This is a genomic window from Thalassospira sp. (assembly GCF_030690045.1).
In the GTDB taxonomy this organism is placed as follows: domain Bacteria; phylum Pseudomonadota; class Alphaproteobacteria; order Rhodospirillales; family Thalassospiraceae; genus Thalassospira.
Window position 1 is genome coordinate 112,104 of the sequence record NZ_JAUYHK010000001.1, and the last position, 25,219, is coordinate 137,322.

Consider the following 25,219-nt stretch of genomic DNA (forward strand, 5'->3'; position numbering starts at 1 on the left):
TCAGTCTGTTTTACGTCATTTAACCGTGGCAGGAACGCATCAGGGCGGCACGCATTTTTTCCACATCCATCGCGCGCGATGTAAATGCCTTGCCAATCCCGCGTGTCATCACAAACACCAGTTGCCCGTCCTGCACTTTCTTATCATGCGCCATATGGCCGATCAGACGGTCGATATCCCAGTGCATACCACTGATTTCCTTTGCCATAACCGGCAGGCCCACCGCCCGCAAATGCCGCACGATGCGGTCCTTGTCACCCGCCGGGGCCATACCCATCGCCGCACAGACATCATGCGCAATCACCATGCCGATTGCCACCGCCTCACCATGCAATAACCGGCCGCCATAACCGCATTCTGCCTCGAAGGCATGACCAAAGGTATGACCAAGATTAAGCAGGGCACGCTTGCCCGATTCGCGTTCATCCTGCGACACGATACGCGCCTTGGCGGCACAGCTGCGTACAATTGCCTCGCGGCGTTCAGGCCCATCATGATCCAGAATTTGAGTAGCATGAATTTCCAGCCAGTCAAAAAAATCCGGATCGTCAATCAGGCCATATTTGGCAACTTCGGCATAACCCGCCAGCAATTCCCGGCGCGGCAGGGTATCAAGCACCGCACTATCGGCCAGCACCAGCCGCGGCTGATGAAATGCCCCGATCAGGTTTTTGCCCGATTTTGAATTGATCCCGGTCTTGCCGCCGACCGAACTGTCCACCTGTGACAGCAAAGTGGTCGGGATTTGCACGAAATCGAGCCCGCGCAACGCCACCGCCGCAACGAACCCGGCCAGATCGCCCACCACCCCGCCGCCCAGTGCAACAATCAGGGTGGACCGTTCGATACCTGCGGCCAGAATGTTTTCAAGGATATCTTCAAACTGCGCCATGCTTTTGGATGTTTCGCCCGATGGCACGGCAACTGTACGATGGACAATCCCAGCCCTGTCCAGCGACGCGGCGACAGTTCCCAGATGCAGGGCTGCCACCGCCGCATCGGTGATGATCACCACCCCGGCCGGTTTGACAAACGGCGCAATAAAACCGGCGGCATCGGCCAGAATATTGCTGCCAACCACGATGTCATAACTGCGGGGGCCAAGTTCGACGCGAAGGGTTTCGGGCGTATTCACCGTGGGGAATTCCTGTGTTCTGCATGGGATCGCGGTTGGGGAACAGATTGCGCAATGGTATTCAGGACCGCATTCAGGGTTTCTTCCTGCGACGAGTCATCACAATCAAAAATAATGTCGGCCTGGGCATAGACCGGGTAACGCTGTTCGATCAGCCCGGCCATGATCTGACGGGGGTCACCACTGTTCAGCAAGGGCCGGTGCGACCGACCGGCGGTGCGTTGCAACAACAAATCCAGATCGGCGCGCAGCCAGACCGACACCCCTTTTTCAAGGATCAGCGACCGCGTGGCCGGACGAATAAAAGCCCCGCCCCCGGTCGCCAACACCAGTTGTCCGTCATCCAGCAACCTGTGAATGACGCGCTCTTCGCCATCGCGAAACGCTTCTTCGCCATAAAGCCTGAAGATGTCACCGATGCTACAGCCTGCCGCTTCTTCAATTTCGCGGTCGGCATCGACAAAAGGCAAATCCAGCACCTTGGCCGCCATCCGGCCAATGCAGCTTTTGCCGGCCCCCATCAGACCAATAAAAACCATTGGCTTGCCATTCAGTCGGGCGCGCACTCTGGCGATCACATCTTCATGCGAAACCGAATCGGTTTTGTTGGTTTCCATGAACGGTTTGCAGTCCTGTTTCAGCATGTCGTGAGGGTCAAACAACCCATATCTGTGCGTTGCACTGTTGTTCAATTCTTTAGGCCACGCTTGCCTCGAACGCAAGTAAACCACATCGCAAAATCATCAATTGTCGTCATTTTGGGGCCGGACCTTAACAACTTATCCGTATTTATAGGGCAATCTGGGCCTGCACACGTTACGGTCAATTTTGCCAATACCGTCTGGACTGCCTTGGTTCTGACGAATTAGGATGGCAGTTCAAGCGTAACAAAGTGCAGGGTTCTGACCCTGAAAAAACAAATTGAACATCACGAGCAAAGCGGTTCACATCCATGAGATTTCTGTCACGCCTCATTCTGTTCCTTGTTCTCGCCACGATTGTTGGCGGCGCTGTTTTTCTGATTGCATGGGACATACCGGCCCCGACATCGCAAATCGAAGAAATCATTCCCAATTCGAGGTTCAACTGACATGCGTTTGCGCACCCGCCTGCTGATGCGATCCTGCCTGGCTGTCGGCCTTGCAGGGCTGGGCCTGACCGGCACAGCTTCCCTTTCATTGGCCCAGCAGGCCCCGGTGCCGCTTTTCATGCAGAACCGCCCCGCCCCTGCCGATCAGAACACGGCACCGGACACCATCATCCTGACACCGCCCCCGGTTCAATCCGATACCCCCCCCGATTTTTCAAGCAATCCCGATGCGGTGCAAGCACTGTCACTCGGCGCGATTGATAGCGAATCGACCGGCATTATCGACAGCAGCAGAAGCGGCCTGAATATTGACATGTGGCAGGGCATCAACCGCGCCCTTGCCATACGCTTGGTCGATGGCCTGCCTGCCACCACCCCCAGCCCAACGGCACACAACCTTGCCGCCCGTTTGTTGCAAACCATTGCCACCGCCCCCGCCGGTAATAACACGGACGACAATCTGCTGGCCGCACGGGTCAACCGCCTGATTGTGATGGGGGAACTGGATGCCGCCGCCGCACTTGTAGCAGCAACACCGCAAAACAACCGCCCCGAAGATTTGGCAAGGGCCGAAGTCAATGCCCTGCTGCTCGCCGGGCAGGATGACGCGGCCTGCGCCGCCATTAATGGGTATAGCGGCGGTTTTCGCGATGTTTTCTGGCTTAAGGCCAGCGTATTTTGCCAATTGCGCAGCACGGATCAATCCAGTGCCGCCTTCAGCATTGATCTGGTGCGCGAAATGGAAGGCGAAAGCGACCGGCTGTTTTTTGCACTGGTCGCAGCAAGCCGCAACAATACCAGTATCGATGCCGACCTTCTGACCGATCCGCAACCGCTTGATATCGCGATGCTGGAACTGGCCGGGCAAAGCCTGCCGGTCAGCAATCTGGACCGTGATGACGCGGTTTCCATTCTGGGGCTGGTCAACAGTCGCAATGCCAGCGCCGATACCCGCCTTGAAGCCGCCCGCATTGCAGAACGCAAAGGCTTTATCGGCCATACCCGGCTGGCTGAAATCTATAACGCCGTTGCCTTTGACGCTGCCGAACTCGACAATGCCCTGGATGCCACAGACGGCAGCATCGCCCGGCAATATGCCAAACTGTATCAGGCTGCCAACCGCACCACCGCCCCGACAACCCGTGCGGAAACTCTTGCAGCTTTTTATGACCTCGCCCGTGCCAATGATGATTTCCCGCAAGCGGCCCGCCTGACCGAACCGATGCTGGTTGATATTCCGCGCAGTGCCGATTTCGGCTGGTTTGCGATGGATGGCCTGATGACCGGCCTTTACAGCCATAAAAATGAACTGGCCGCCGAATGGCTGCGTCTGGCGCGATCTTCGGCATCGTCTTCTAACGCCATCGAATCACAATTGCTTGTGCTTTATCCCGCTCTTGTCATTGCCGGTCTGGAAGACAGCGGTGCGACCCGCCCGTCGGAGACCATTCCGACAATGTCGGGCAATGCGGTCACTGGCCCGACGGCGTCAGGCCTTGGCGGAGCGATTGTTTTAACCCCGCCATCCACAACCGGCGCCCCGTCATCACAGGCGCAGGCCCTGCACCGGGCGCGTATGGATGCGTGGTGGGAACAACATCAGGCCCGCGAAGATCAGGCAAGTGCCCGCTATGACGCCGCCCTGATTTTTGCGCTGTTTCATGATCTGGGTATCGAAGTTCCCGACAAATTGTGGGATGCGGTTCTGGTCGCACCGTTTGTCAGTGTGAACAGTTCGGCCAATCCCGGCCTGATGCGCCGCCTTGACCTTGCCGCCCGGCAGGGACAAACGGCCACCGCCGTTGCCTTGGCCCTGATTGCGCTGCATCCGGTCGATCAGACACAACTTGATGCCCGCACCCTGTCTCTGGCAATTTCCGCCCTTTACATGATCGGTCTGGAACAGGATGGCCGCAAGATTGCGCTCGAAACCATTCTGGATGGCCGGTTGTAATAAACCGGAATTCTGATATGGCCCCGAATACACATCATCTGATCCCGGCTTTTCTGGAAATGATGGCGGCGGAACGCGGGGCCAGCCGTCATACGATTGATGCCTATCGCCGCGATCTGGAAGATTACACCGCCAGCCTAACGGCACGGGGCCAAACCGCCATCACGGCACAAGGTGTCGATGTCCGGGCATGGATGGCATCCCTTGCCGACAGCGGCATGGCGGCACGCACTCAGGCCCGGCGATTGTCTGCCATCCGGCAGTTTCACAAATTTCTTTATGCCGACGGGTATCGCAACGAAGACCCGTCCGCCCATATCGACAGCCCCCGTCTGGGTAGCCAGTTGCCCAAATTCCTCAGCACATCCGAAATCGACCGCATGATCGACACCGCCAACCGCCATGATGGTATCAAGGGCCTGCGTCTGGTGGCGATGGTCGAACTGATGTATGCCACCGGCATGCGCGTCAGTGAACTGGTCGGCCTGCCCCATGCCGCCGCCGCACGTGATCCGCAAATGCTGATTGTGACAGGCAAGGGCGGAAAAGAACGGCTGGTGCCGCTGTCACAGCCTGCCCGCGATGCCCTGAAACGCTATCTTGAGGTCCGCGAGGCATTCCTGCCGGTCGATGGCGGCGGGTTAACTGGACGGTCGCCCTGGCTGTTTCCGTCGCGCGGCAAAGAAGGTCATCTGACCCGACAGATGTTTCTCAATATGGTCAAGGATCTGGCGCTTGAGGCCGGCATTCCGCCATCCCGTGTCTCACCGCACGTCCTGCGTCATTCCTTTGCCAGCCATTTGCTCGCCAACGGTGCCGATCTGCGCAGTCTGCAACAGATGCTGGGCCATTCCGATATTTCAACCACCCAGATTTACACTCATGTTCTCGAGTCCCGGTTGCGCGGACTGGTGCAGGAACATCATCCGCTGGCGCAACGTCCCCATTCCTGAGAAAAAACCCTATGCCAACCTCGCCAACCCCTACCTGTTGTATAGGTAAAACCCGCGAATCGCAGGGTAACCTGCCCCTCCCTGTGTTTGTCACAGATTCGTCATCCACCTGAAAGAATTCTTGAGATACCAGAATCGATCATAAAAACGGCAGTCAGTCTGGAATCTTTCGTCTTTTGGGGGTGTTGGAAAATAAATGGACGGGACACTCGGAACCGATAATGCCGTCACATTGCATCCCGCCCGCCATAGCGGGGCACGTAACTGGAAACGGGTGATCGATACTGTCGATTTTGCCTTTCAACCAATTGTCAGCGTCCATACCGGACGAATTTTTGGCTATGAGGCGCTGTTGCGCAATTGGGCAGAAGCCGGTTTTGCCTCGATTCAGGATGTTTTTGATACCGCATGGTCCAGCGGCCTTTTACATGGCTTTGATATGGATTTACGGGCCAAGGCGATTGGCAAATTTGCCCGCCTGCCTGATACCGGGCGTTTGAAACTGTTTTACAATTTTGACAGCCGTGTTGTCCGCACCAGTGATTACCGCCCCGGCCGTACCGCCGAACTTCTGGCGCAAACAGGATTGGCGCGGGACACCATCTGTCTGGAAATTTCCGAGCGACAGGACATCAGCCACGCCCACGATATCAAGGATATCCTGACCCGGTATCGCGATCAGGGTTTCAAGGTGGCGATTGATGATTACGGCATCGGTTTTGCGCAATTGCGTGCGCTCTATGATTGCGAACCCGACATTATCAAAATCGACCGGTTTTTCATCGACGGCATGGATCGTGACAAACGCAAGGAACTGTTTGTCACCCAGATTACCGGTTTTGCCCATATGATCGGTGCCCAGGTGGTGGCCGAAGGGGTGGAGACCAAGGAAGAATTCCTGTGTTGCCGCCGGGTCGGGTGCGATCTGGTACAGGGATTTTTCATCGCCCGCCCGTCAACCGATTTGCCCTTGCGCACCGATATTGTCCCGGCCATTGCCGAACTGACCGTTGAAACCCGCCGTCAGGGTGATCATGACGGTGAATTGTTGCGGTCTTTCATGACCGAAACATCACCGATTGGCGACGATATCAAACCGCTGGATGTACTGGATTATTTTCAGGCCAATCCCGAAACCGCCATTGTTCCGGTGATCAATAATCACGACGAACCGGTCGGCATCATTCGCGATGCCGATTTCAAGGCCTTCATCTACACCCCTTATGGGCGGGAATTGCTGCAAAACCCGTCCAACCGCACCTATATGTCGCGGTTTTTGCGGCGCTGTCCGACCGCCGATATCCGGACCAGCCTGTCGGAATTGCTGGAAACCTTTGTCGCCGCCGATACGCTGGATGGCATCATCCTGACCGAAGAAGGCCGTTATCTGGGCGTGCTTGATCAACGCGCCTTGCTGCGGGCGGTCAACGAACGCAATATGCTCAATGCGCGCGATGAAAATCCCTTGACCCGCCTGCCCGGCAATGCGGCAATTTACCGTTATGCCGCCAATGCCCTGACCGAACCGCGCAGACGACGTTTTGCGGTTTATTTTGATTTCGACAATTTCAAACCTTTCAATGACCGTTACGGTTTCCGGCAGGGCGACCGCGCCATTATTCTGTTCAAGGATATCCTTGGCAAGACTCTCAGCCAGAATGACTGGTTCGTCGGTCATATTGGCGGCGATGACTTTTTTGCCTATGTCTGTTCGGTCGATTTTGATGTCGCCCTTGCCAATGTACGCCGCGTTCAGGAGATGTTTGATGAGCAGATCAAAAGTTTCTATGATCCCGAATCTCGCGAAAAAGGCTATTTGCAAGGTAAGGGGCGCGACGGAGCCGAAAGCCGTTTCGCCCTGATGACGGTCAGCGCCGCGATGATCCGGATCCCACCCGAACGGATTGATATCACGCTGGATCATGTGTCCAGTCAGGCCGCGACCCTCAAGGCAATTGCCAAAAACAGTTTTGATCGTCTGGCAGTTGGCGATTATCAGGAATCGGAATTACGTCTGTGGTCCGACAGCGAAACCGCTGCATCCTGACGATGTAAAATAGCCCTTTGCGAATTTCAAATCCCGATTATGATGCGCAATAATTGACACTGCCATTGTGGCGGGTGTCGGCATGTTTTATGCGGTCACACATGATCACAGGCACCACTGGTACCAGACCCGATCTGATTTCCCCGACCGCACCCTCGTTGCGCCCGATTGGGCCTTCGACACGGGAAAATACGTCAGGCAATTTCACCCAAGCCGATCAGGATGATATCCAGCCGCCGGTTCAGTCCGTCGCCAATGATGCCGGTTTTAACAATTATACCGGCGATGCCGCACCGGTTCTGGACCTTGCCAGTTTCAACGACACACCGTCGGGATATGGTCAGGGTGGCGAAATTTCCCGACAGGCCGCATCCGCCCCGCCGCGCGGCAGTATTGTCGATATCGTCGCCTGATAACCTTTCCCGGTCAGCCGGACAGAAAAATATCGCGCCACGCCGACCAGTCCCAGATCAAATCCGCCACCCGGTCATATCCCCCGCCATCGGGATGATAGCCATCTCCCCGGCGCAGGGCACGTTGCCACGGATCATCTTCCCGGCACGTGATTGAAAACAGATCCAGATAAGGCACATCAAGTGATACTGCCGTTTCGGAGAAAATCTGATTGAGGCCTTCAAGGCGCTCATTGATGGTCCGGCTGGATTTGCTGCCATTGATGACTGCTTGTGGCCCCACCCATAAGGTTGGTGCCAATTTGGCCGACATACTGATGATGGCATGAGCATTGGCTGCCGATAGGCCCGGTGCAACCTGCATGGTGGTTTCTTCACCGCGTTCTTCGGCATGGCGGGCATCATTGACGCCAAAGGAAAACACCAAAACGCTGGGAAATTCCGTCACCATGCGTAGTTCCGCTTCACGTTGCCAGCGGTCTTTAAGCGCGGTTGTGGTTTCCGCACGGATACCCAGATTATAAATCGTAATTTCCCGCCCGGCATCAGCCAGCAATCGCCGACCCAACCGCATCGGCCAGCCGCCCTTTTCACCGTCGCGCACCCCGTTGACCAGACTGTCCCCAAAAAAACAGACCCGATGGCCGATTGCTGATGTGTTCATTCCGTCTCCTGCCTTATCCGGGCGGCACAGTCCGCTACAAAGGTCATCAATTCCGCATGATCAGGCATCATCGCACGATCCAGCCAGTATGTTTCTGCCTGTGCCAGCAACGCCCCGACCTGTGGCCCGGCGGGAGCAAGACCGGCGGCCAGAATATCGCGCCCCATAACCGGCAAGGGTCGAGGTTGCCAGTCCCGTGCCGCATCCAGCAAGGATTGCCAGCGGGCATTTTCTCCCAAAACCGGGCGCGGCGGGCACGATCCGCGATCCGCCCATGCCAGTAACACCGCATCACGAAAGGCATCCGCACCCAGACGATACAGGCTGCGACGAACTGCATCCGCGTCCATATCCGCCGTAATCAGGGGCCAGACCAGGACCATGGTGGCAAACCGTTCGGCCTGATCGCCCGACAGGCGCAAATGACGGGCAAACCGGGCAGCAGCCTCGTGCCCATTCGGTGTTTCCGGGGCGACATACAGCGCGGCCAGACGGCGCAACGGATCAATCGTGATGGCAGGATCGGACAAGGCCGGGCCTTCCAGCCATTCCATAAGACGTAACCGCGCCACGTTTCTGACATCAGGCAACGGCACGGGCAACACACCAAAGCCAATCATCTCGCCAATTGTTGCCGCAGGCGTCTTGGCCGACAGTAATTTAAACAATTCATCGCGAATGCGTTCGACCGAAATATCGCGTAATCCCGCCACCCCCTTGCGACAAGCCTCGGCCCCGATCGGGTCCAGCGGCGGGCGACCATAAAAGGCATGAAACCGGAAAAAACGCATGATGCGCAAATAATCTTCAGCGATGCGGTCTTCGGCGACACCAATGAACCGCACTCGCCCGACCCGCAAATCGGTTTCGCCATCAAACGGGTCATAAAGGGTGCCATCCATGTCGCAATAAAGGGCATTAAAGGTAAAATCACGCCGTTTTGCATCGGCCAGCCAGTTATCGGTAAAGGCAACATCGGCATGACGGCCATCGGAATTGACATCAATCCGCAATGTGGTGATTTCGTAACTGTGATGTTCGGTCATGGCTGTAACAGTGCCATGTTTCAGCCCGGTCGGGATTACCCGGATACCGTCCTTTTCCAGTGCCGTCACTGTATCGCCCGGCATAAGGTCACAGGCAATATCGACATCCTGCAAGGGGCGTTTCAGCAAGGCATCACGGACAATACCGCCAACAAACCGCGCCTTGCCGCCATGGGCGGCAAGGGCTGAAAAAATCCGCAAGGTTTCCGGATGGGTCATCACCCCATAGGGGGAAAGATGACCGGTAACAGTCAGTTCTTTCATGCACGATTTGTCCGAAAAACCTGCCAGTTATTCTTTGGGTTCAAAATAACCGGGCTGGATCACACCATCCACCATCTGCGGCGGATGATAAATAGTATCCGGCGACGATCCCGTAAAGACTGCCGTATAAACCAGAAGAACCCCGGTCAGCGCCACTCCGGCGGCAAACAACAATAACCACGGCCCCTGATTCCACGGCGGGATGATGTCATGGCCATCGCGGATCGCCTTGTACCGCGCCCATTTAAGCCACAGCCCATACAGGACGAATGGCAAAATCAGGGGCAGGCCAATCTGGATCACCTTTTGCAACATGACGTCTTTAATACCTCACTAAAGTTAACCAACATGCCGGCCGTCGCCCCCCATATGTAATATTCCCGATAAGGAATGGCGAAATAACGGCGTTTCAGGCCTTCAAACATCACCGTTTGCAATTTTTGATTGCCCGGTTCCAGGATGAAACGCAATGGAACCTCAAAGACTTCGGCGACTTCATGAGGGTCTGGCCGCACATCGAATGGCGGGGTAACAATCCCGACCACTGGCGTCACCTGATAACCGGTCACAGTATAATAATCGTCCAGTCGCCCGATCAGTTCGATCTGGCTGCGATGCAGGCCAATTTCTTCCTCGGTTTCGCGCAATGCCGTTTCTTCAAGGTTTTGGTCCTGAGTTTCCTGCCGTCCACCAGGAAAACTGATTTGCCCGGCATGATCATTCAGATGATCGGTGCGGCGGGTCAAAATCACATGCAACCCATCATCACGCGGCACCAACGGCACCAGAACGGCGGCGGGCCGCGCGATCAGTTCACCTTCGGCAAAAGCGCGGGCACGCGATTGTGAACCCGGAAAATCTACCGCATGGTCTCCCCGCCGGGTCAAAATATTGTCCCGTGGCGCACGCAGGGCGGCAATGATTTCCGCAGGCGTCATGCCTCTTTCTCCATTCTGCCAATCTCGAAAAATATGCCATGACTATAGACACCAATACGTATCATATCACCCTTTGGGTCGGCAATTTCGTCGGCCATATCAACCAGTTGATAAAATACCGCCCGGTTCAGCCGCGCCTCCAGCCCGCGATCCATCATCACATAAGGCGACGGTTCCCCGGTTTGCGAATCATGTTCCACCCGCAACGGATGGGTATCGTCCAGATCAATCCATGTATCGATATTGCTGCGCAGTTGGATCACGCCCTCGCATCCCCGTCCTTCGTGGCGCAATTCTACAATCATAAATGGCACATCTTCGACAGTGATCCGCGCCATTTCCGCAGGCGTCACCAGCCAGTATCCACCTTCGGAATCCTGTTGCAACACAGATGCGAAAAGTTTGACAAGTTCAATGCGTCCGATCGGACCACCTTGATAGTACCATGTTCCATCCCGACCTATAGACATATCGATATCGCCACAGATTTGCGGGCGCCGACCAGTGTCGGGTTTTCCTGCCCGTAACCGGTGCCACAATTTAACGGCGAGATCTGCGGTTTTGTCGGTGGAAGTCATGCTATATACTCGGATTCCGAAGCTGTAAGATATATCTGGTCTGCAATCTTGGCCCCGCCAGTCTGTGTGACAGGCAAAGACACCCGGTGCAACAAAGGATGCGAAGTTTTTTTGACATGACCAACGTGCCAGGTTTCCCCGAAGAAACGGGTTTTTCCCAAAACAGCAGCCTTGAGCGTGATGCGGCCCGTCTGGATGCCTGTGTCGCCCGCCTTGGCGAAGCCCGCGATATGGTTTCGTCCATTATATTTGGGCAGGATCAGGCCATAGATCAAACCCTGATTGGCATTTTATCGGGTGGCCATGTTCTGATGATTGGTGCGCCGGGGCTGGGTAAATCCTTGCTGGCCCATACGCTCGGCAAGGTATTGGGCCTGATCGACAAACGGATCCAGTTCACCCCCGACCTGATGCCTGCCGATATTCTGGGCTCCGAAGTCCTTGAAGAAGGGATTGATAGCAAACGCGCCTTTCGCTTTATCAAGGGCCCGGTGTTTTGCCAGTTATTGCTGGCTGATGAAATCAACCGCGCCAGCCCGCGCACCCAGTCCGCCCTCTTGCAAGCCATGCAGGAGCGAGAAGTTTCGGTCGCCGGATACAGCCACAGCCTGCCGGCACCGTTTCATGTGCTTGCCACCCAAAATCCACTGGAACAAGAAGGCACCTATCCCCTGCCCGAGGCACAGTTGGACCGTTTCCTTCTGGAAGTACGGCTGTCCTATCCCGATCAGGATGCCGAACGCAGGATTGTCGCCGAAACCACCCGTCACAAACAGCCACGCCCGCGTCAGATGCTGCATGCCGACGATGTGATCGAAGCACAGGATTTTGTCCGTCGCCTGCCCATGCCCGACCGGGTTCTTGATACCATCATCAGCCTGTGCCGCGAATGCCGCCCCGAAAGTACCAGCCACGACAATATCCGCCGTCATGTCGCCTGGGGGCCGGGCACCCGCGCCGCGCAATCTCTGTCGCTGGCCTGTCGGGCACGTGCCATGTTGCAGGGGCGCTTTGCCCCGTCACATGATGATATTGCCGCCCTTGCCTTGCCGGTCTTGCGTCATCGTTTTGGCCTGACCTATGGCGCGCGGGCCGAGGGTCAATCGGTCGATACCCTGATCACCGAAACACTGGCCAGCCTGCAAGGGAGTTGAATTTGCCGACATCGACCGTGCAGGAACAGGTAGCTCGCGCCCGGTCACTGGCCGCAAGACTGCCGCAACTGGTCGATGAGTCGCGGCGCATGGCCACCAGTTTGCGCAGCGGTCTGCATGGTAATCGCAAGGTCGGTCCCGGTTCGGATTTCTGGCAATTTCGCCCCTATGTCACCGGCGACCCCGCCAGCCAGATCGACTGGCGACGTTCCGCCCGCAGCGATCACACCTTTATCCGCCAAACCGAATGGCAGGCCAGCCATACCTACTGGATATGGCCGGTGATGGGGTCATCTATGTTCTGGTCATCGGACCCGTATATTTCGGAAAAAGCGGATCGCGCCCTTGTTCTGGCGCTGGCACTGGCCGATTTGCTGGTTGGCAATGGCGAAACCGTCGGCACCTTTGACGGGGAACATACCCGCATCACATCCGCCCATCATCTTGAAAAACTGGCCCACGCCATGCTGGCCAGCCCCGGTGCGATGACCGAAGTGACCGCCACCTTGCAACCGGGGCGCAAACATTCGGTTGTGGTCTTGTCCGATTTTCTGGAATTTGCCTGGCCCGGATCCCCCCTGTCGCAAACCCTGAAATTTCTGACCTCCAGCCAGAATGACGGTGGTCTTGTGCAAATACTTGATCCGGCGGAAGTCTCACCGCCCTTTGAAGGGCGGGTGGATTTGCTCGATACACGGGCGAAAATTGTCTATCGCAGCGAAAAATTCGAGGATGTCCGCGACGGGTTCGAGTCCCGCGCCCGTCTGTGGCGTGCGCGCATTCAGGACGCCGCCCGCGACAATAACTGGCTTTATGACCGGCACATCACCGCCGAAAGTGCCAATGCCGCCCTGCTTACCCTGTATCAGCATCTGAACGAACGCCAGCATCATGGAATCTCGCGACATTCGGGGACCAGCGCATGATGGTGGCTGGTATCAGTTTTGTTTATCCGGCGATGCTGGCCGGGCTGATCCTGTTGCCGGTATTGTGGCTGATCATTCGCAGCGCCCCGCGTGCGCCCAGACGGCTGGTTTTCCCGGCTGCCCGTTTGTTGTTGGGCCTGTCGGCCACCAGACGCGAAGCCCGCCGCGCCCCGATCTGGCAAACCATCCTGCGCAGCCTGATCCTGACGGCCCTGATTGTCGCCGCCGCCCGCCCGGTGATGCATCGAGCCGATTATGCCGGAGCACCGGGATCGATTTTGCTGATTGCCGAAACCGGCTGGTCCGCGGCGGCCCACTGGCAGGAATACCGGCGCGGCATGCAACAGGTGCTTGATCAGGCCCGCAGTGATGGTCACAGCATCTATGTCGCCCGCAGTGCCCCCGAACCGTCCGGGGCAACGGACACCGCCCTGTCGCCAATCATTGGCCCCCTGTCACCGCGCGCCGCCGATCAATATGTTGACCGGCTTCATCCCGTGCCGTGGCCATCCGATTATATCGGCCTGTCTGATCTGATTTCAAACCGGCAGGATATCACCACGGCGGTTGCCAATGTCATCTGGATGACCGACGATCTGGTCTTGCCGGGCAAGGAGAAACTGGCCGATGATTTATCGGCAATTGCACCGGTCACCATCCTGCGCCCGCAACAAACCGATCAGATTGTGGTGCATGATATGGAACGCACCCGCAACGGCATGCAAGTGACATTGCATCATAACCGCATTGATACCCCGCGCAATGTCGCCCTTCTGGCCCGCGATGACCGGGGGCGAGTTCTGTTACAACATGATCTGGTCCTTGATCCAGCCACCAGCCAGACCACTGGCGACATCCTTCTGCCCGGCGACATCACCAATGCCATCCAAAGCATCGGCCTGCGCGATGTTGAAAGTGCCGCCACCCTTTATCAAACCGGGGCCGGATGGCAGCAGCGCAAGGTCGGCATCATTGTCAGTTCCGGCGAAACGCCACAATTGCTGTCGGACAGGTTTTTCTTTCTGGATCGTGCGATTTCGCCCTTTGCCAGTATCGCTTACGGCCCACTGGGTGATTTGTTACAGGATGGGGTGGATATCCTGGTTGCCGCAGGCCCGATATCGGGTGTCGCCAGTCAACGTGCCCCTCTGTCGCAATGGATCGATGCGGGTGGTATGCTGGTGCGGTTCGCCGGATTGCAGGATCATGGCAGCGAACAGGGATTCCTGCCGGTCACATTGCGGCTGGGCAATCGCGATTTTGGCGGATCCATGTCATGGGAGAAACCCAAACGTCTGGTCGATTTCCCTGAAACCAGCCCGTTTTTTGGTATTGATGTACCAAATGACATCACGGTCAACCGGCAACTTTTGGCCGAACCGGACGCGGATATCGTGCAAAAAACCTGGGCTCGGCTGGATGATGGTACCCCCCTGATCACCAGCGCCCCGCAAAATGCCGGGCGCATCGTGTTGTTTCATGTCACACCGTGGGCGGATTGGTCAGGTTTGCCGATGTCAGGGCTGTTTGTGGAATTGTGGCAACGTTTGTTGCCCCTTGCCAGCCCGTCCGACCAATCTGCCAATGATTTGCAAACCGCCCTGCCTGCGCAATCGGTGCTGGATGGATATGGCCGCTCCCATCAATCCGATGCGATGGTTCTGCCCCTGCGCGGCACCCCCCAATTGCCCGATCCACGCCACCCGCCCGGCATCTATGGCAGTAACGGTCAGGCCATTGCCGTCAATCTGGGCCATTTTCTGACCGGGCTGGACCAAAAAATCCGCTGGCCGGACGGGGTTGTCAGCCGCACCCTGACCGGGCAGGACCAGATTGATCTGGCTGCACTGTGTCTGCTGACCGCAACGGTTTTGCTGATGCTTGATACCCTGATCCTTCTGGCAATTAATCATGTCAGTGCATGGCGGGCGCGTCGTTATGCCATGGGGAAAATCACCGGGTTTCTGGTGCTGGTTCTTACTGGTTATGGCCTGATTTCCGGTCATCCGGCACAGGCCACCAACAATAGCGAGGCCGCCCTGCAACCCAGACTGGCCTATCTGCAAACCAATGTCGCGGCGATTGACCGGCTCAGTCATTCCGGTCTGGCGGGGTTATCGGAAATCCTGCGGCGGCGCAGTGCCGCCAGCCTGGCCGCCCCACACGGCATTGATCCAGAAACCGACGATTTGTCGTTTTATCCGCTGATTTACTGGCCGCTCAATGACGGACAGCAGCAACTATCGGATTTTGCCCGTGACAAACTGAACCGCTATCTGGATGGGGGCGGCATGATCCTGATCGACAGCCGCGACCGCGAAGTTCAGCCCGCCCGCCTGCGCCATTTGCTGGCCGGGCTGGAAATTCCCATTCTGGACCGCGCACCATCCGATCATATCATTTTCCGCAGTTTCTATTTGCTCGATCAGGCATATGGCCGGTTCGAGGCACCGTTATGGCTGGATGCAACACCCGACACGCGCTTGGACGGGGTAGCATCCGTGCTATTTGGCGGCAATGACTGGGCCGCTGCATGGACCCTGCCACAAGAAACCGATGCCGACACCGGCCAACCTCCGGTCGCCCGGTTACGCCCCGACGACATCACCGCCCAGCAACACGAAATGGCGCTACGCTTTGGTGTCAATCTGGTGATGTATGCCCTGACCGGCAGTTACAAGGGAGATCAGGTGCATTTGCCTGCCATCCTTGAAAGGCTGGGCCGCTGATGCAGAACTGGCAAAATTTCCAGATTGCCCCGATGATCGACCTGTCACTGTTGCAGATTGTTGGCATTACCTGTTTTGTTCTGATGCTGCTTTGCGCCATTCTGGGCGCACGCGGTACATTATGGCGCAGCATCGCGCTGGCCGGGTTGTTGCTGGCCCTACTGACCCCGCAGGTAACCGATCAGGAACGCGAAAAACTCAGCGATATTGTTCTGGTGCTGGCGGATCGGTCAGACAGTCAGAATATTGGCAATCGCACATCACAAACCGATCAGGCACTGGCGGATTTACGTGCCCGTTATGACGATGATCCTTCCATCGAATTGCGCATCGAAAATGTTGATGGCACCACCGACACCCGCCTGTTTGCCGCCCTTGACCGTCTTTTGGGCGGCATACCACGGGAAAGACTGTCGGCGGTGGTGATGATCACCGACGGGCAAGTGCACGACATCCCGTCCAGCCTGACCCTTGATGCCCCCCTGCATGCCCTGATCACCGGGGCCGGGGATGAACGCGACCGGCGGCTGGTGGTCCGACAAAGTGCCGATTACGGCATTGTCGGCAAGGATGCGGAATTCATGGTCGAGGCCATTGACCCTGCCCTTGCACCCGGCACCCCGATCACCGCCCGTTTCCTGCACGAAGATGGTAGCGAACGCGACATTACCCTACCTGCCAATCAGCCCGAACGGATCACTTTGGCCGTCCCCCATGCCGGACCGGTGATCGGCGAAATTCGCATTGACCCCGCCCCCGATGAATTCGATACCAGCAACAACCGTCTGATCCTTGAAAGCATGGGAGTTCGGGATCGCTTGCGGGTTTTGCTGTTATCGGGGGAACCGCATCCAGGCGAACGGGCATGGCGCAATTTGTTGCGGGCCGATCCGGGGGTTGATCTGGTGCATTTCACCATTCTGCGCCCGCCGGAAAAGGGCGATGACACCCCGATCAATGAACTGGCGCTGATTCCATTCCCGATCCGCGATTTGTTCGAGGTCCGGCTGCGTCAGTTTGACCTGATCATTTTTGACCGGTATCAGATGCGCGGTGTCCTGCCAGTGCAATATCTGGAAAAGGTGGTGGATTATGTCCTCTGGGGCGGGGCGGCCCTGATTGTCGCTGGGCCGGAATATATTGCCCCCGATGGTCTGGCCCATACGGTTCTGGGTCGGATGATGCCCCTACAAGCCACCGGGCAGGTGATCGAACAGGCCTTTGTCCCGCGCATCGATCAAACCGGTCGTTTGCATCCGGTCACTGCCCCGATTGCCGGGCCGAACAATACTGATCCGAAATGGGGGCACTGGTACCGGCAACTGGAAACCCGTGTGACCGATGATCGTGCCATGACCCTTTTAACCGGGATCAATGATTTACCGTTACTGACTCTGTCAAGGGTTGAAGAAGGCCGTGCCGCCATCCTCAGCAGTGATCAGATGTGGCTGTGGCAGCGCGGCCATGAAGGCGGCGGCCCGATTGCTGAATTGTTGCGCCGTTTGTCGCACTGGCTGATGAAGGAACCGGCACTTGATGAAAACAATATCGACACGGCAAGATCAGCCGACGGTGATACGGTAGTCGTCACATGGCGCAAGGTTGGCCCGCCCCCGATGACGGCCTATGGCGTCGATCCGGTATCTGGCGAAACTGTCGAAGCCCCGTTCGAACAACAGGCCGATGACCAGACCTGGCATGCACAATTGCCGATTGCCAGCCGCGGCCTGATCCGGGTACGGGCACGTGATCGCGACATGAATTTGCAAACCGGCCTGCATGTCGATCGCGATTTCCTGACCGATGAGCGTCGAAATACCAGTTCCACCCCGGAATTGCTGCAAGACATCGTTGCCGCCAATGGTGGCCATATCCAGCGCATTGAAACCGGCTTGCCTGATTTCCGCCGGGTGAACCGCGATCAGGCATGGCAGGGCAATCAATGGGCAGGACTGGTCAAAACCGAAAGTTACCGAACCTTGGCAGGCGGCATTACCAACCTGCTGCCAGTGCCGTTGATTGCCATTCTGATCGGCCTGTTGTGCCTGTTTGGCTGGCGACGGGAAACCCGGTAATCAGGAAATATCGGCCGAACCAGCCTGTTCCTGCGGTTCGTTGCAAAAATCAGCGATGCCGCCACGAAAACGGTCGGCCAGAAAATCAATAAACAGCCTGACCTTGGTCGGCAAATGTCGCCGTTCGGGATAGACCGCATAAATCCCCCCGCCCGGATAGCTGTAATTGGTCATGATCGGCACCAGCGTTCCAGCCTTCAGCGCGTCAATGATGATAAATTCCGGTTCGCGGGCAATACCGATGCCTCGTATTGCGGCGGTGGATGTGAATTCGCCATTATTGCACGACATCACCGGATCGACGCGCACACTGACCGGGCCGTCCGGCCCCTCGAATTCCCAGATATTAGGGCTGCTGATATTGGTATAGGAAAGCGTGCGGTGATGGATCAGATCGGCGGGATGGATCGGTTCGCCATTTTGGGCAATATAATCGGGGGAAGCGACCAGAAAAGTTTTGAACGGTGCCAATTTGCGGGCGATCAGGCTGGAATCCTTTAACCGGGTAATCCGGATCGCCAGATCAAATCCCTCGGCCACCAGATCGACCAAATGATCCGCCAGATGAATATCGATATGCAAGCCCGGATAACGGCACATAAATTCCGTCACCAGTCCGGACAAATACCGTTGCCCGAATGTCAGCGGGGCCGAAATGCGCAAGGTGCCGCGCGGGGTGCCGCGCAAATCGCTCAAGGCATGTTCGGCGGCTTCGATTTCCTCGACCACCCGCGCACAATGCAGATAAAATGTCGATCCGGCATCGGTCAGGCTCAGACGACGTGTCGTCCGGTTCAACAACCTTATTCCCAGATTGTCTTCCAGCTTGGTCACATGTTTGCTGACGGCGGATTTCGACATACCCAGCTTGCGCGCCGCGCCTGAAAAGCTCAGTTCTTCGACGACGCGGGCAAAAACCGTCATCCCGTCCAGATTGCCGATTAACATCCCGGATCATCCTTATTGTTGCCCAAAGGGAAACAAATTAATGGCACAACGCCCCATTGCCTTCAACGGGGAAAATGTCATGATATCGGCAAGGAAACAGTTCAGGATGTAAACGCGCCGCACGGCACGAAATCAAAAGGATACGGCAATGGGTTTGTTGATTGAGGGCGTTTGGAAAGACCAGTGGTACGATACCAAATCGTCCGGTGGCAACTTCAAACGTCAGGACAGCGCCTTTCGCCAAACCCTTTGCGTTGATGGCAGCGGTCCGTTCCCCGCCGAAGCCGGGCGGTATCATCTTTATGTGTCCCATGCCTGCCCGTGGGCGCACCGCACCCTGATTTTTCGCCACCTCAAAGGGCTGACCGATATGATCCCGGTATCGGTGGTGCATTGGCGCATGCTGGAAAATGGCTGGGAATTTACCGATGATTTACCTGACCATTTGGGGGCGCGGGATTTTCTGTATCAGCTTTATCGCGATGCCAACCCCGATTACACCGGGCGCGTCACTGTCCCGGTGCTGTGGGACACCAAAACCAGCACCATCGTCAATAACGAATCCGCCGATATTATCCGCATTTTCAACAGTGCCTTTGACCATCTGGGCGCAACACCCGGCGATTATTACCCCGCGCCCCTGCGTGCCGAAATTGATGCGGTCAATGACCGGGTTTATCACGACGTCAATAACGGGGTTTACAAGGCCGGCTTTGCTACAAAACAGACTGCCTACGAAGAAGCCGTTACGACCCTGTTTGAAACCCTTGACTGGCTGGAAGAGCGCCTTTCGAGACAAGCTTATGTCGCCGGACCACAAATAACCGAGGCCGACTGGCGGTTATTTACCACCTTGCTGCGTTTTGATGCCGTCTATCACGGGCATTTCAAATGCAACATCCGCATGTTGAAGGATTACCCCAATCTGTGGGCATATACCCGTGCGCTGTATCAGGTGCCCGGCGTGCGGAACACCGTGCATTTTGACCATATCAAGGGCCATTATTACGAAAGCCACGAAACCATCAATCCGACCGGGGTAGTCCCGATGGGCCCGGTTCTGGATTTTGAGGCCCCGCATAACCGGCCCCCTCTTGAATAATCCGATGTCATTGCAAACATAAAAAGCCGGGTTGTCACCAAAACGGTGCATTGCATGCAACAGCATCACCATCGGATTTGTCTGGTTTTTCACATAATGACGCTACGCTTGGTGGCGTGGTTTTTTTTGTGGATTAGCGGATGGTGTATTGCCAGTGCCGCCACCGCCCATGCCGGGGCCGATCTGGAAGCCCATGCCCGACATCGTCCGCCCGAAATGACCGTCGATCAAAACGGCATCATTGGCGGGCCGTTATATGTCATTCTGAACGAAGCCGCCCGACGGGCCGGTATCAGCATCACCTGGATCGCCAAACCCTTTGCCCGCTCGCTGGTTGAATTGCAGCAAGGGCGTGAGGTCATCGTGCCCCGCACCTTCCGGACCGATGAACGTGCGATCTATATCGATTTCACCGTATCGATTCTGGATCGTACCAAAAAGGTCGAATTTTTCTATGACCGCAACCGCCCGGTCTGGATCAACCAATATGACGACCTTTATGGCTATCTGATCGGGGTGAAACGCGGCACATCCTATTTTGCACGATTTGATGCCGACACGGTTCTGGCAACCGACCCGGTCCCCGATGATACGTTGCTGGTGCGTCTGCTTGCGGCCGGGCGTATTGATGTAGTGGCAAGTGTTGACCGGGCCGCCTTTGAACAGGCCGCCCGCGCCCATCAGTATCAAAGTTGGGTCACCAGTGATTACAGTTTTACCGAAATCACCGAAACGCTTTATGCGATGAAAAAAGGATCGCTGTATTATAACCGGCTGAATACAGCGTTACAGGCCATGATTACAGACGGCACGATTACCGAAATTTACAATCCGGCCAATTAAAAAACCCCCGAAGCCTGTGCCCCGGGGGTCTGATTTTCGTGAACCGGTTCAGGGTCGAACCCTGATCAGTTCAAGCGGACCTTGAGTTCCGCAATCGCATCTTTCACCAGTTCATCGGACTTCGCCGCGGTTACCTTTTCAGAAACCAACGCCAAAGTAGCCTGTGCCGCGATTTCGGCCACACGGGCGCGAACTTCGGCAACGGCCTGATGTTCAAGATTACCGATACGATCCAAGGCCTGCTGTTCGCGACGCTTGAGCGAGGTTTCCAGCTCGACCTTGGCATTGGCCAGCATGCGGTCGGCTTCCACCTTGGCATGGGCACGGATTTCATCGGCTTCTTTCAGGGCTTCGCGCTGCTTGGCCTGATATTTGGCCAACAAATCCTGCGCTTCTTCACGCAGACGCTGGGCTTCTTCCAGTTCGTCAGAAATCTTCTGTGCACGCTTGTCGAGTGCAATACCGATCCCTTTCCAAGCTTTGAAACCGCCAAAGCCCACGACCAAAAGGAAAGAAAGCGTGGTCCAGGTATAAGGGTCCGTCAGGAAAGTAACTTCATGTTCCATGATACATTACTCCCCAACAATCACCGAGACAGCCTTTTCGGCAGTCTTAGGCTGAACCTTGACACCGATCAGCTTTTCGGTCGCTTCGCGGGCAAGATCGGCTGCGGCATCGGCCACACCAGTCATCGCCTGCAATTTTGCTTCCGCAATGCTTTTTTCGGCATCAGATGTCTTTTTCGACAGCTTCTTGGCCACTGCTTCGGTCTTGGCAGCCTGTTCGGCGGCGGCCTTTTCCGAGGCAACGCGAATGTCTTCCTGGGCGGCACTGCGGGCTTCCGCAAGGGCTGCTTCGTATTTCGCGATGGCGGCATCGGTATCGTCTTTCAACGCCCGTGCCTTGCCAAGATTGTCTTCAATGGTCTTGTGACGGCGTTCCAGAACTTCGCCGACCTTCGGCAAAGCCACCCGTGCCATCAGCATATAAAGAATGCCGAAAACCACAAACAGCCAGAAGATCTGTTCCGAGAACGTCGAAATATCAAACTGCGGCATAGCAGACTCCCGAATTCAGCGAACCGGCGAGGACGCGCCTCGCCGGGCCGAGATATTCGCGTGAATAGTGCCGATTAGCCGAACAGAACGATCAGCGCAACGACGAGTGCGAACAGTGCAATAGCTTCGGTAACGGCAAAGCCGATCCAGCCATAAAGTTCAACATCGCCCTTGGCAGCCGGGTTACGGCCAACAGTCGCAATCAGGCTCGACCAGATGTTACCAACCCCGATACCGGCACCAATCATGCCAATAGCAGCCAGGCCCGCACCGATCATCTTTGCAGCATCGAGTTCCATAACTTCACCCTTTCGAATTTCTTAAAAGGCAATCAGAAAAAAAGATCACACCCGCCACACACACATCAGTGCATGTGGATCGCATCATGAAGATAGATGCAGGTGAGAATGGTGTAGACATAGGCCTGAAGCGCAGCAATGCCGAACTCCAGAACTGTAATCCCCGTCAGCAAGGCAAAAGGAAGTACGCCAAAGATGCCGATCAGGCCGACGAAACCGCCAATAACCTTCAGCATGATATGGCCGACTGTCATATTGGCAAACAGACGGATAGCAAGGCTGAACGGACGGGAGAAATAGGAGATGATTTCAATCGGGATCAGGATGAACGCCGTTGCAATCGGCGCGCCGACCGGGAAAAACATCCGGAAATAATGTGTTCCGTGGCGCATAAAGCCGATAATCGTCACACCGATGAAAATCACCAGAGCCATCGCGAAAGTCACCGCGATATGGCTGGTAAATGTAAAGCTGTGCGGGATCATGCCAAGCAGATTCCCGAAAAGAACAAACATGAACAGCGTAAACACAAACGGGAAATATTTGCGGCCCGCCGTCCCAACATTGTCCTTAAGCATATTGGCGACAAATTCGTACATCACCTCGGCAGAACCCTGCCAGCGATCCGGTACAAGTGCGCCACGACGCATGCTCAGCGTCATGAAACCCGTTACGAGAACGGCTGCGATCACCATCCACAAGGCGGAATTGGTGAAGGAAATATCAACACCACCAACCGAGAGTTCGGCCAGCGGTCTGATTTCAAACTGCTCTAGCGGTCCAGCCACCGTAATCCTCGCTCAATCTTGTGCGGTACAAAGATCACTCTTTGTCACCCTGCTTGCGCTTCCCCATCGCACGTCCAAGTCCGACAGCACTGTCAAACCCCTTGGCCGCCCGATAAGCATTCAGTCCACCCGCGCCCGCGCCCAGCAAAACAAACAGGACAAGCAGCCAGGGCATTGTGCCAAGCGCCTTGTCCAGCGCCCAGCCGATCAGAAGCCCGACAAGAACAGCAGCGATCATTTCCGCTGATATCCGCATGCCAAGCGCCATTCCCTGGGACGGTTTCCCTGTCCCCCGGGTCGGGCCATGCTTTTCTTCACGTTTGCCCGCTACGGCCACCAGTTTGCGATCCAGTTCCTGTAACGACGCACGATCTTTGTCTTCGTTCATCGCATCGGTTCCTGCTTTGGCAGCCTTGCAAACATCGCAAGGAAATGCGCGGGCAACATACTTAGCCCCCCATAGGCTGTCAAGCCGTAAAACCCGGAGCTTCCGGCCTGCTTCCGGGTCAAATAACTGTTTGGAATACCTTATTTTTTTTAAGGATTTTAATGCCCCGCCGCTTTTATGTGTCCGGGATCACAGGCGCCAATGAAAAGGATTGCTGTTTGCCAACAGGGTGCAACCGGCAGTTTCCCTTGTATTCGCGGGATAATACCCGCACTGCGGGCCTTCTGTGCCCCCCTGTGAAATTCTATTTAATTTATTGATTTCACCGCCAAACACCCCGATTTTGCCTCCCCGGTCACCAAATTTGCCCCTGTGGCGATGATCGGGGCAACGGTTTGGTCCGAATCAGGATCCTGCGTCTTGCATCAATCCGGCGTTTTGACCGAAATAACATGCGGGGTACATGGCACCTGCCAGCCACTATCTGGCGCACTTGCCAGCATCCAGTCAAATTTATGAAACAGCGCCCACACCGATACCAGTGTGTTTTGGGCAATCTGGTTCATATCAATCGGCTGGCGGGTCAGAATATCGTCGCGCAGAATAACCTTGATCTGCTCAAACGATCTTGTCCCGTCGAACAATTGCAACAACCGCACAAGATCGGGCCCTCCGATCAGATCAACTGCATTGCCGGTGCCATCAGACAGCACAACCGGCTTGCCTGCCAGCCGCGTCAAATCGTCAAAAAATGTTGCCGATGGCGGCACAAAGAAATAAGGGCACAAATCCCGATCCGGCATTTTTTGATCAACCATACCCAACCCGACCGATTGCCGGGTCAGGTAAAAGGCATGCAGCGGCATGGCACCGCTATAGCGTTCGCAAAAGGCTTGCTGATCGCGTACCGGCAAGGCGGCAACATCGCGCAAAATCTTTGGATCGCGAAGATGATTGTCGATGCTGTAATGTGCCTTTCCGGTACCGCCAAAGCCAAAAAACCCGGTAAAGGCCGCCAGTTCCAAGCCGGCAGAGGCCGCAAAATCATAAACACCCTGCACGTCATAGGCCGTTTCGACGGGATGGAGCAGCAAATCGACAATTTCAGGATCGTTTTCAAGCAACCCTTTGATGAAACCGGCCCCGCCCCCCATTTTAAACAGCATATTACCATCCGGCAGGCTGGCAAGCAGCCCACGGGTCAAGGCAAGACGGGCATTCATATCCTTGCCGGGCAAAAGTGGGGCGACCATCGCCCGCCATTCGGTCACCGCCAGACGCCCGTGTTCGCCATACAGCATCGCGCCAATACACCCGTCATCGGCCAGAACCGATGCCAAATCGCGCAAACCTTCTTCGGGGTTTTCAAGGTGATGGAGCACACCGGCGCAATTGATGTAATCGAATTTTTCAGGCGCACTTGCGGCCAGTTCGGCAATGGTGGCGTTAACCCATGTGATATTGGCAAGGCCACGCATATCGGCACGGGCACGGGCAATTTTCGTACTGGCAAGCGATGGTTCAAGATAGGTGACATGCCCGCCGCAATCGCGCAATTGTTCAGCCAGCCAGATCAGGCTGTCACCGGTACCACCCCCGGCAACAAGGGCGCGAAACCCGGCGCCGAACTTTTTGCGGCCCCCAAAACCATAATGATTGACCCGCCCCAAAGTGTCCATTGGCGGCATCAGCAACCGTTCCGTTTCCGCCTGCGGATCGCGCAACGGATAGGGAAACTGTTCATAAAGCTGACGGACTTCGCGGGACATAACGACACCTTGGTTATCTGGCAAAGGGCACTCTTAACCAAAGTCCGGGCCGGGGGAA

The 25,219-nt window shown here is 56.2% G+C and carries 25 protein-coding genes; 11 read left to right on the forward strand and 14 right to left on the reverse strand.

The genetic code is table 11. The features are described from left to right. Positions 1-19: 19 nt before the first annotated feature. Together aroB and Q8O73_RS00505 are read right to left on the reverse strand one after the other, a co-directional pair. On the reverse strand, positions 20-1,135 hold the full coding sequence (gene aroB / locus Q8O73_RS00500; protein ID WP_305553243.1) for a 3-dehydroquinate synthase: 1,116 nt from the start codon (positions 1,133-1,135) through the stop codon (positions 20-22). Then, positions 1,132-1,752: a shikimate kinase gene (locus tag Q8O73_RS00505; RefSeq protein ID WP_305553245.1), complete on the reverse strand. Its 621-nt coding sequence runs from the start codon at positions 1,750-1,752 to the stop codon at positions 1,132-1,134. Before Q8O73_RS00505 ends, aroB begins: the two co-directional genes overlap by 4 nt. Before the next feature lie 335 nt (positions 1,753-2,087). Here Q8O73_RS00505 and Q8O73_RS00510 point away from each other — a divergent pair, with 335 nt between their 5' ends. From Q8O73_RS00510 to Q8O73_RS00530, 5 genes are all read left to right on the forward strand, one after another. Beyond that, positions 2,088-2,225 carry a hypothetical protein gene (locus Q8O73_RS00510; RefSeq protein ID WP_305553247.1) on the forward strand — a complete coding sequence of 46 codons (138 nt, stop codon included), beginning with the start codon at positions 2,088-2,090 and terminating at the stop codon, positions 2,223-2,225. A 1-nt stretch (position 2,226) separates the two neighbouring features. After that, positions 2,227-4,179, forward strand: coding sequence for an antifreeze glycopeptide (locus tag Q8O73_RS00515; protein WP_305553249.1), 1,953 nt, complete (start codon positions 2,227-2,229; stop codon positions 4,177-4,179). A 17-nt stretch (positions 4,180-4,196) separates the two neighbouring features. After that, positions 4,197-5,132, forward strand: coding sequence for a site-specific tyrosine recombinase XerD (gene xerD, locus Q8O73_RS00520; RefSeq protein WP_305553252.1), 936 nt, complete (start codon positions 4,197-4,199; stop codon positions 5,130-5,132). Positions 5,133-5,328: 196 nt separating this feature from the next. Then, a complete protein-coding gene (locus Q8O73_RS00525; RefSeq protein ID WP_305553255.1) occupies positions 5,329-7,179 on the forward strand; it encodes a GGDEF domain-containing protein in 1,851 nt (616 codons plus the stop codon). Positions 7,180-7,268: 89 nt separating this feature from the next. Continuing rightward, positions 7,269-7,592, forward strand: a complete 324-nt coding sequence (locus tag Q8O73_RS00530; RefSeq protein ID WP_305553258.1) for a hypothetical protein — start codon at positions 7,269-7,271, stop codon at positions 7,590-7,592. A 13-nt stretch (positions 7,593-7,605) separates the two neighbouring features. Here Q8O73_RS00530 and Q8O73_RS00535 read toward each other — a convergent pair whose 3' ends face one another. From Q8O73_RS00535 to Q8O73_RS00555, 5 genes are read right to left on the reverse strand one after another with little or no spacing between them, the layout of a single operon-like run. Further along, positions 7,606-8,256, reverse strand: a complete 651-nt coding sequence (locus Q8O73_RS00535) for a GDSL-type esterase/lipase family protein (RefSeq protein WP_305553261.1) — start codon at positions 8,254-8,256, stop codon at positions 7,606-7,608. Continuing rightward, entirely contained in the window at positions 8,253-9,566 is a 1,314-nt protein-coding gene (locus Q8O73_RS00540) for a CCA tRNA nucleotidyltransferase (protein ID WP_305553264.1), read from the reverse strand. The genes Q8O73_RS00535 and Q8O73_RS00540 overlap by 4 nt, the downstream gene beginning before the upstream one ends. A gap of 27 nt (positions 9,567-9,593) precedes the next feature. Beyond that, positions 9,594-9,881, reverse strand: coding sequence for a hypothetical protein (locus tag Q8O73_RS00545; RefSeq protein ID WP_305553267.1), 288 nt, complete (start codon positions 9,879-9,881; stop codon positions 9,594-9,596). After that, the gene (locus tag Q8O73_RS00550; RefSeq protein ID WP_305553270.1) at positions 9,866-10,504 is read right to left on the reverse strand and encodes a CoA pyrophosphatase; all 639 of its coding nucleotides are present in this window, start codon (positions 10,502-10,504) and stop codon (positions 9,866-9,868) included. Before Q8O73_RS00550 ends, Q8O73_RS00545 begins: the two co-directional genes overlap by 16 nt. Beyond that, complete coding sequence (locus tag Q8O73_RS00555) at positions 10,501-11,082, reverse strand: DUF1285 domain-containing protein (RefSeq protein WP_305553273.1); 582 nt, start codon at positions 11,080-11,082, stop codon at positions 10,501-10,503. The genes Q8O73_RS00550 and Q8O73_RS00555 overlap by 4 nt, the downstream gene beginning before the upstream one ends. Before the next feature lie 116 nt (positions 11,083-11,198). Between Q8O73_RS00555 and Q8O73_RS00560 the strand changes: the two genes are divergently transcribed. From Q8O73_RS00560 to Q8O73_RS00575, 4 genes are read left to right on the forward strand one after another with little or no spacing between them, the layout of a single operon-like run. Beyond that, positions 11,199-12,236, forward strand: coding sequence for a MoxR family ATPase (locus Q8O73_RS00560; RefSeq protein WP_305553276.1), 1,038 nt, complete (start codon positions 11,199-11,201; stop codon positions 12,234-12,236). A 2-nt stretch (positions 12,237-12,238) separates the two neighbouring features. Next, on the forward strand, positions 12,239-13,162 hold the full coding sequence (locus Q8O73_RS00565) for a DUF58 domain-containing protein (protein WP_305553279.1): 924 nt from the start codon (positions 12,239-12,241) through the stop codon (positions 13,160-13,162). Next, positions 13,159-15,891, forward strand: coding sequence for a DUF4159 domain-containing protein (locus Q8O73_RS00570; RefSeq protein ID WP_305553282.1), 2,733 nt, complete (start codon positions 13,159-13,161; stop codon positions 15,889-15,891). The genes Q8O73_RS00565 and Q8O73_RS00570 overlap by 4 nt, the downstream gene beginning before the upstream one ends. After that, complete coding sequence (locus Q8O73_RS00575) at positions 15,891-17,966, forward strand: hypothetical protein (RefSeq protein WP_305553285.1); 2,076 nt, start codon at positions 15,891-15,893, stop codon at positions 17,964-17,966. The genes Q8O73_RS00570 and Q8O73_RS00575 overlap by 1 nt, the downstream gene beginning before the upstream one ends. On the opposite strand, the gene Q8O73_RS00580 is transcribed toward Q8O73_RS00575, so the two are convergent. After that, complete coding sequence (locus Q8O73_RS00580; RefSeq protein WP_305553288.1) at positions 17,967-18,914, reverse strand: LysR family transcriptional regulator; 948 nt, start codon at positions 18,912-18,914, stop codon at positions 17,967-17,969. It abuts the gene before it with no gap. 148 nt (positions 18,915-19,062) lie between these two features. Here Q8O73_RS00580 and Q8O73_RS00585 point away from each other — a divergent pair, with 148 nt between their 5' ends. Further along, positions 19,063-20,016, forward strand: coding sequence for a glutathione S-transferase family protein (locus Q8O73_RS00585; protein WP_305553291.1), 954 nt, complete (start codon positions 19,063-19,065; stop codon positions 20,014-20,016). 96 nt (positions 20,017-20,112) lie between these two features. Beyond that, positions 20,113-20,859, forward strand: coding sequence for an ABC transporter substrate-binding protein (locus Q8O73_RS00590; protein ID WP_305553294.1), 747 nt, complete (start codon positions 20,113-20,115; stop codon positions 20,857-20,859). Between the two features lie 65 nt (positions 20,860-20,924). Here Q8O73_RS00590 and Q8O73_RS00595 read toward each other — a convergent pair whose 3' ends face one another. From Q8O73_RS00595 to Q8O73_RS00620, 6 genes are all read right to left on the reverse strand, one after another. Beyond that, the gene (locus Q8O73_RS00595) at positions 20,925-21,425 is read right to left on the reverse strand and encodes a F0F1 ATP synthase subunit B (protein ID WP_305553297.1); all 501 of its coding nucleotides are present in this window, start codon (positions 21,423-21,425) and stop codon (positions 20,925-20,927) included. A gap of 6 nt (positions 21,426-21,431) precedes the next feature. Continuing rightward, on the reverse strand, positions 21,432-21,917 hold the full coding sequence (locus tag Q8O73_RS00600) for a hypothetical protein (RefSeq protein WP_305553300.1): 486 nt from the start codon (positions 21,915-21,917) through the stop codon (positions 21,432-21,434). 74 nt (positions 21,918-21,991) lie between these two features. Continuing rightward, positions 21,992-22,216 (reverse strand): ATP synthase subunit C family protein, encoded by a 225-nt coding sequence (locus Q8O73_RS00605; protein ID WP_007089066.1) that lies wholly within the window; start codon positions 22,214-22,216, stop codon positions 21,992-21,994. Between the two features lie 65 nt (positions 22,217-22,281). Further along, positions 22,282-23,004 (reverse strand): F0F1 ATP synthase subunit A, encoded by a 723-nt coding sequence (locus Q8O73_RS00610; protein ID WP_305553334.1) that lies wholly within the window; start codon positions 23,002-23,004, stop codon positions 22,282-22,284. Positions 23,005-23,038: 34 nt separating this feature from the next. Beyond that, positions 23,039-23,392, reverse strand: coding sequence for an AtpZ/AtpI family protein (locus Q8O73_RS00615; protein ID WP_305553337.1), 354 nt, complete (start codon positions 23,390-23,392; stop codon positions 23,039-23,041). Positions 23,393-23,817: 425 nt separating this feature from the next. Continuing rightward, positions 23,818-25,161 carry a bifunctional 2-polyprenyl-6-hydroxyphenol methylase/3-demethylubiquinol 3-O-methyltransferase UbiG gene (locus tag Q8O73_RS00620; protein ID WP_305553340.1) on the reverse strand — a complete coding sequence of 448 codons (1,344 nt, stop codon included), beginning with the start codon at positions 25,159-25,161 and terminating at the stop codon, positions 23,818-23,820. Between the last annotated feature and the right edge of the window lie 58 nt (positions 25,162-25,219).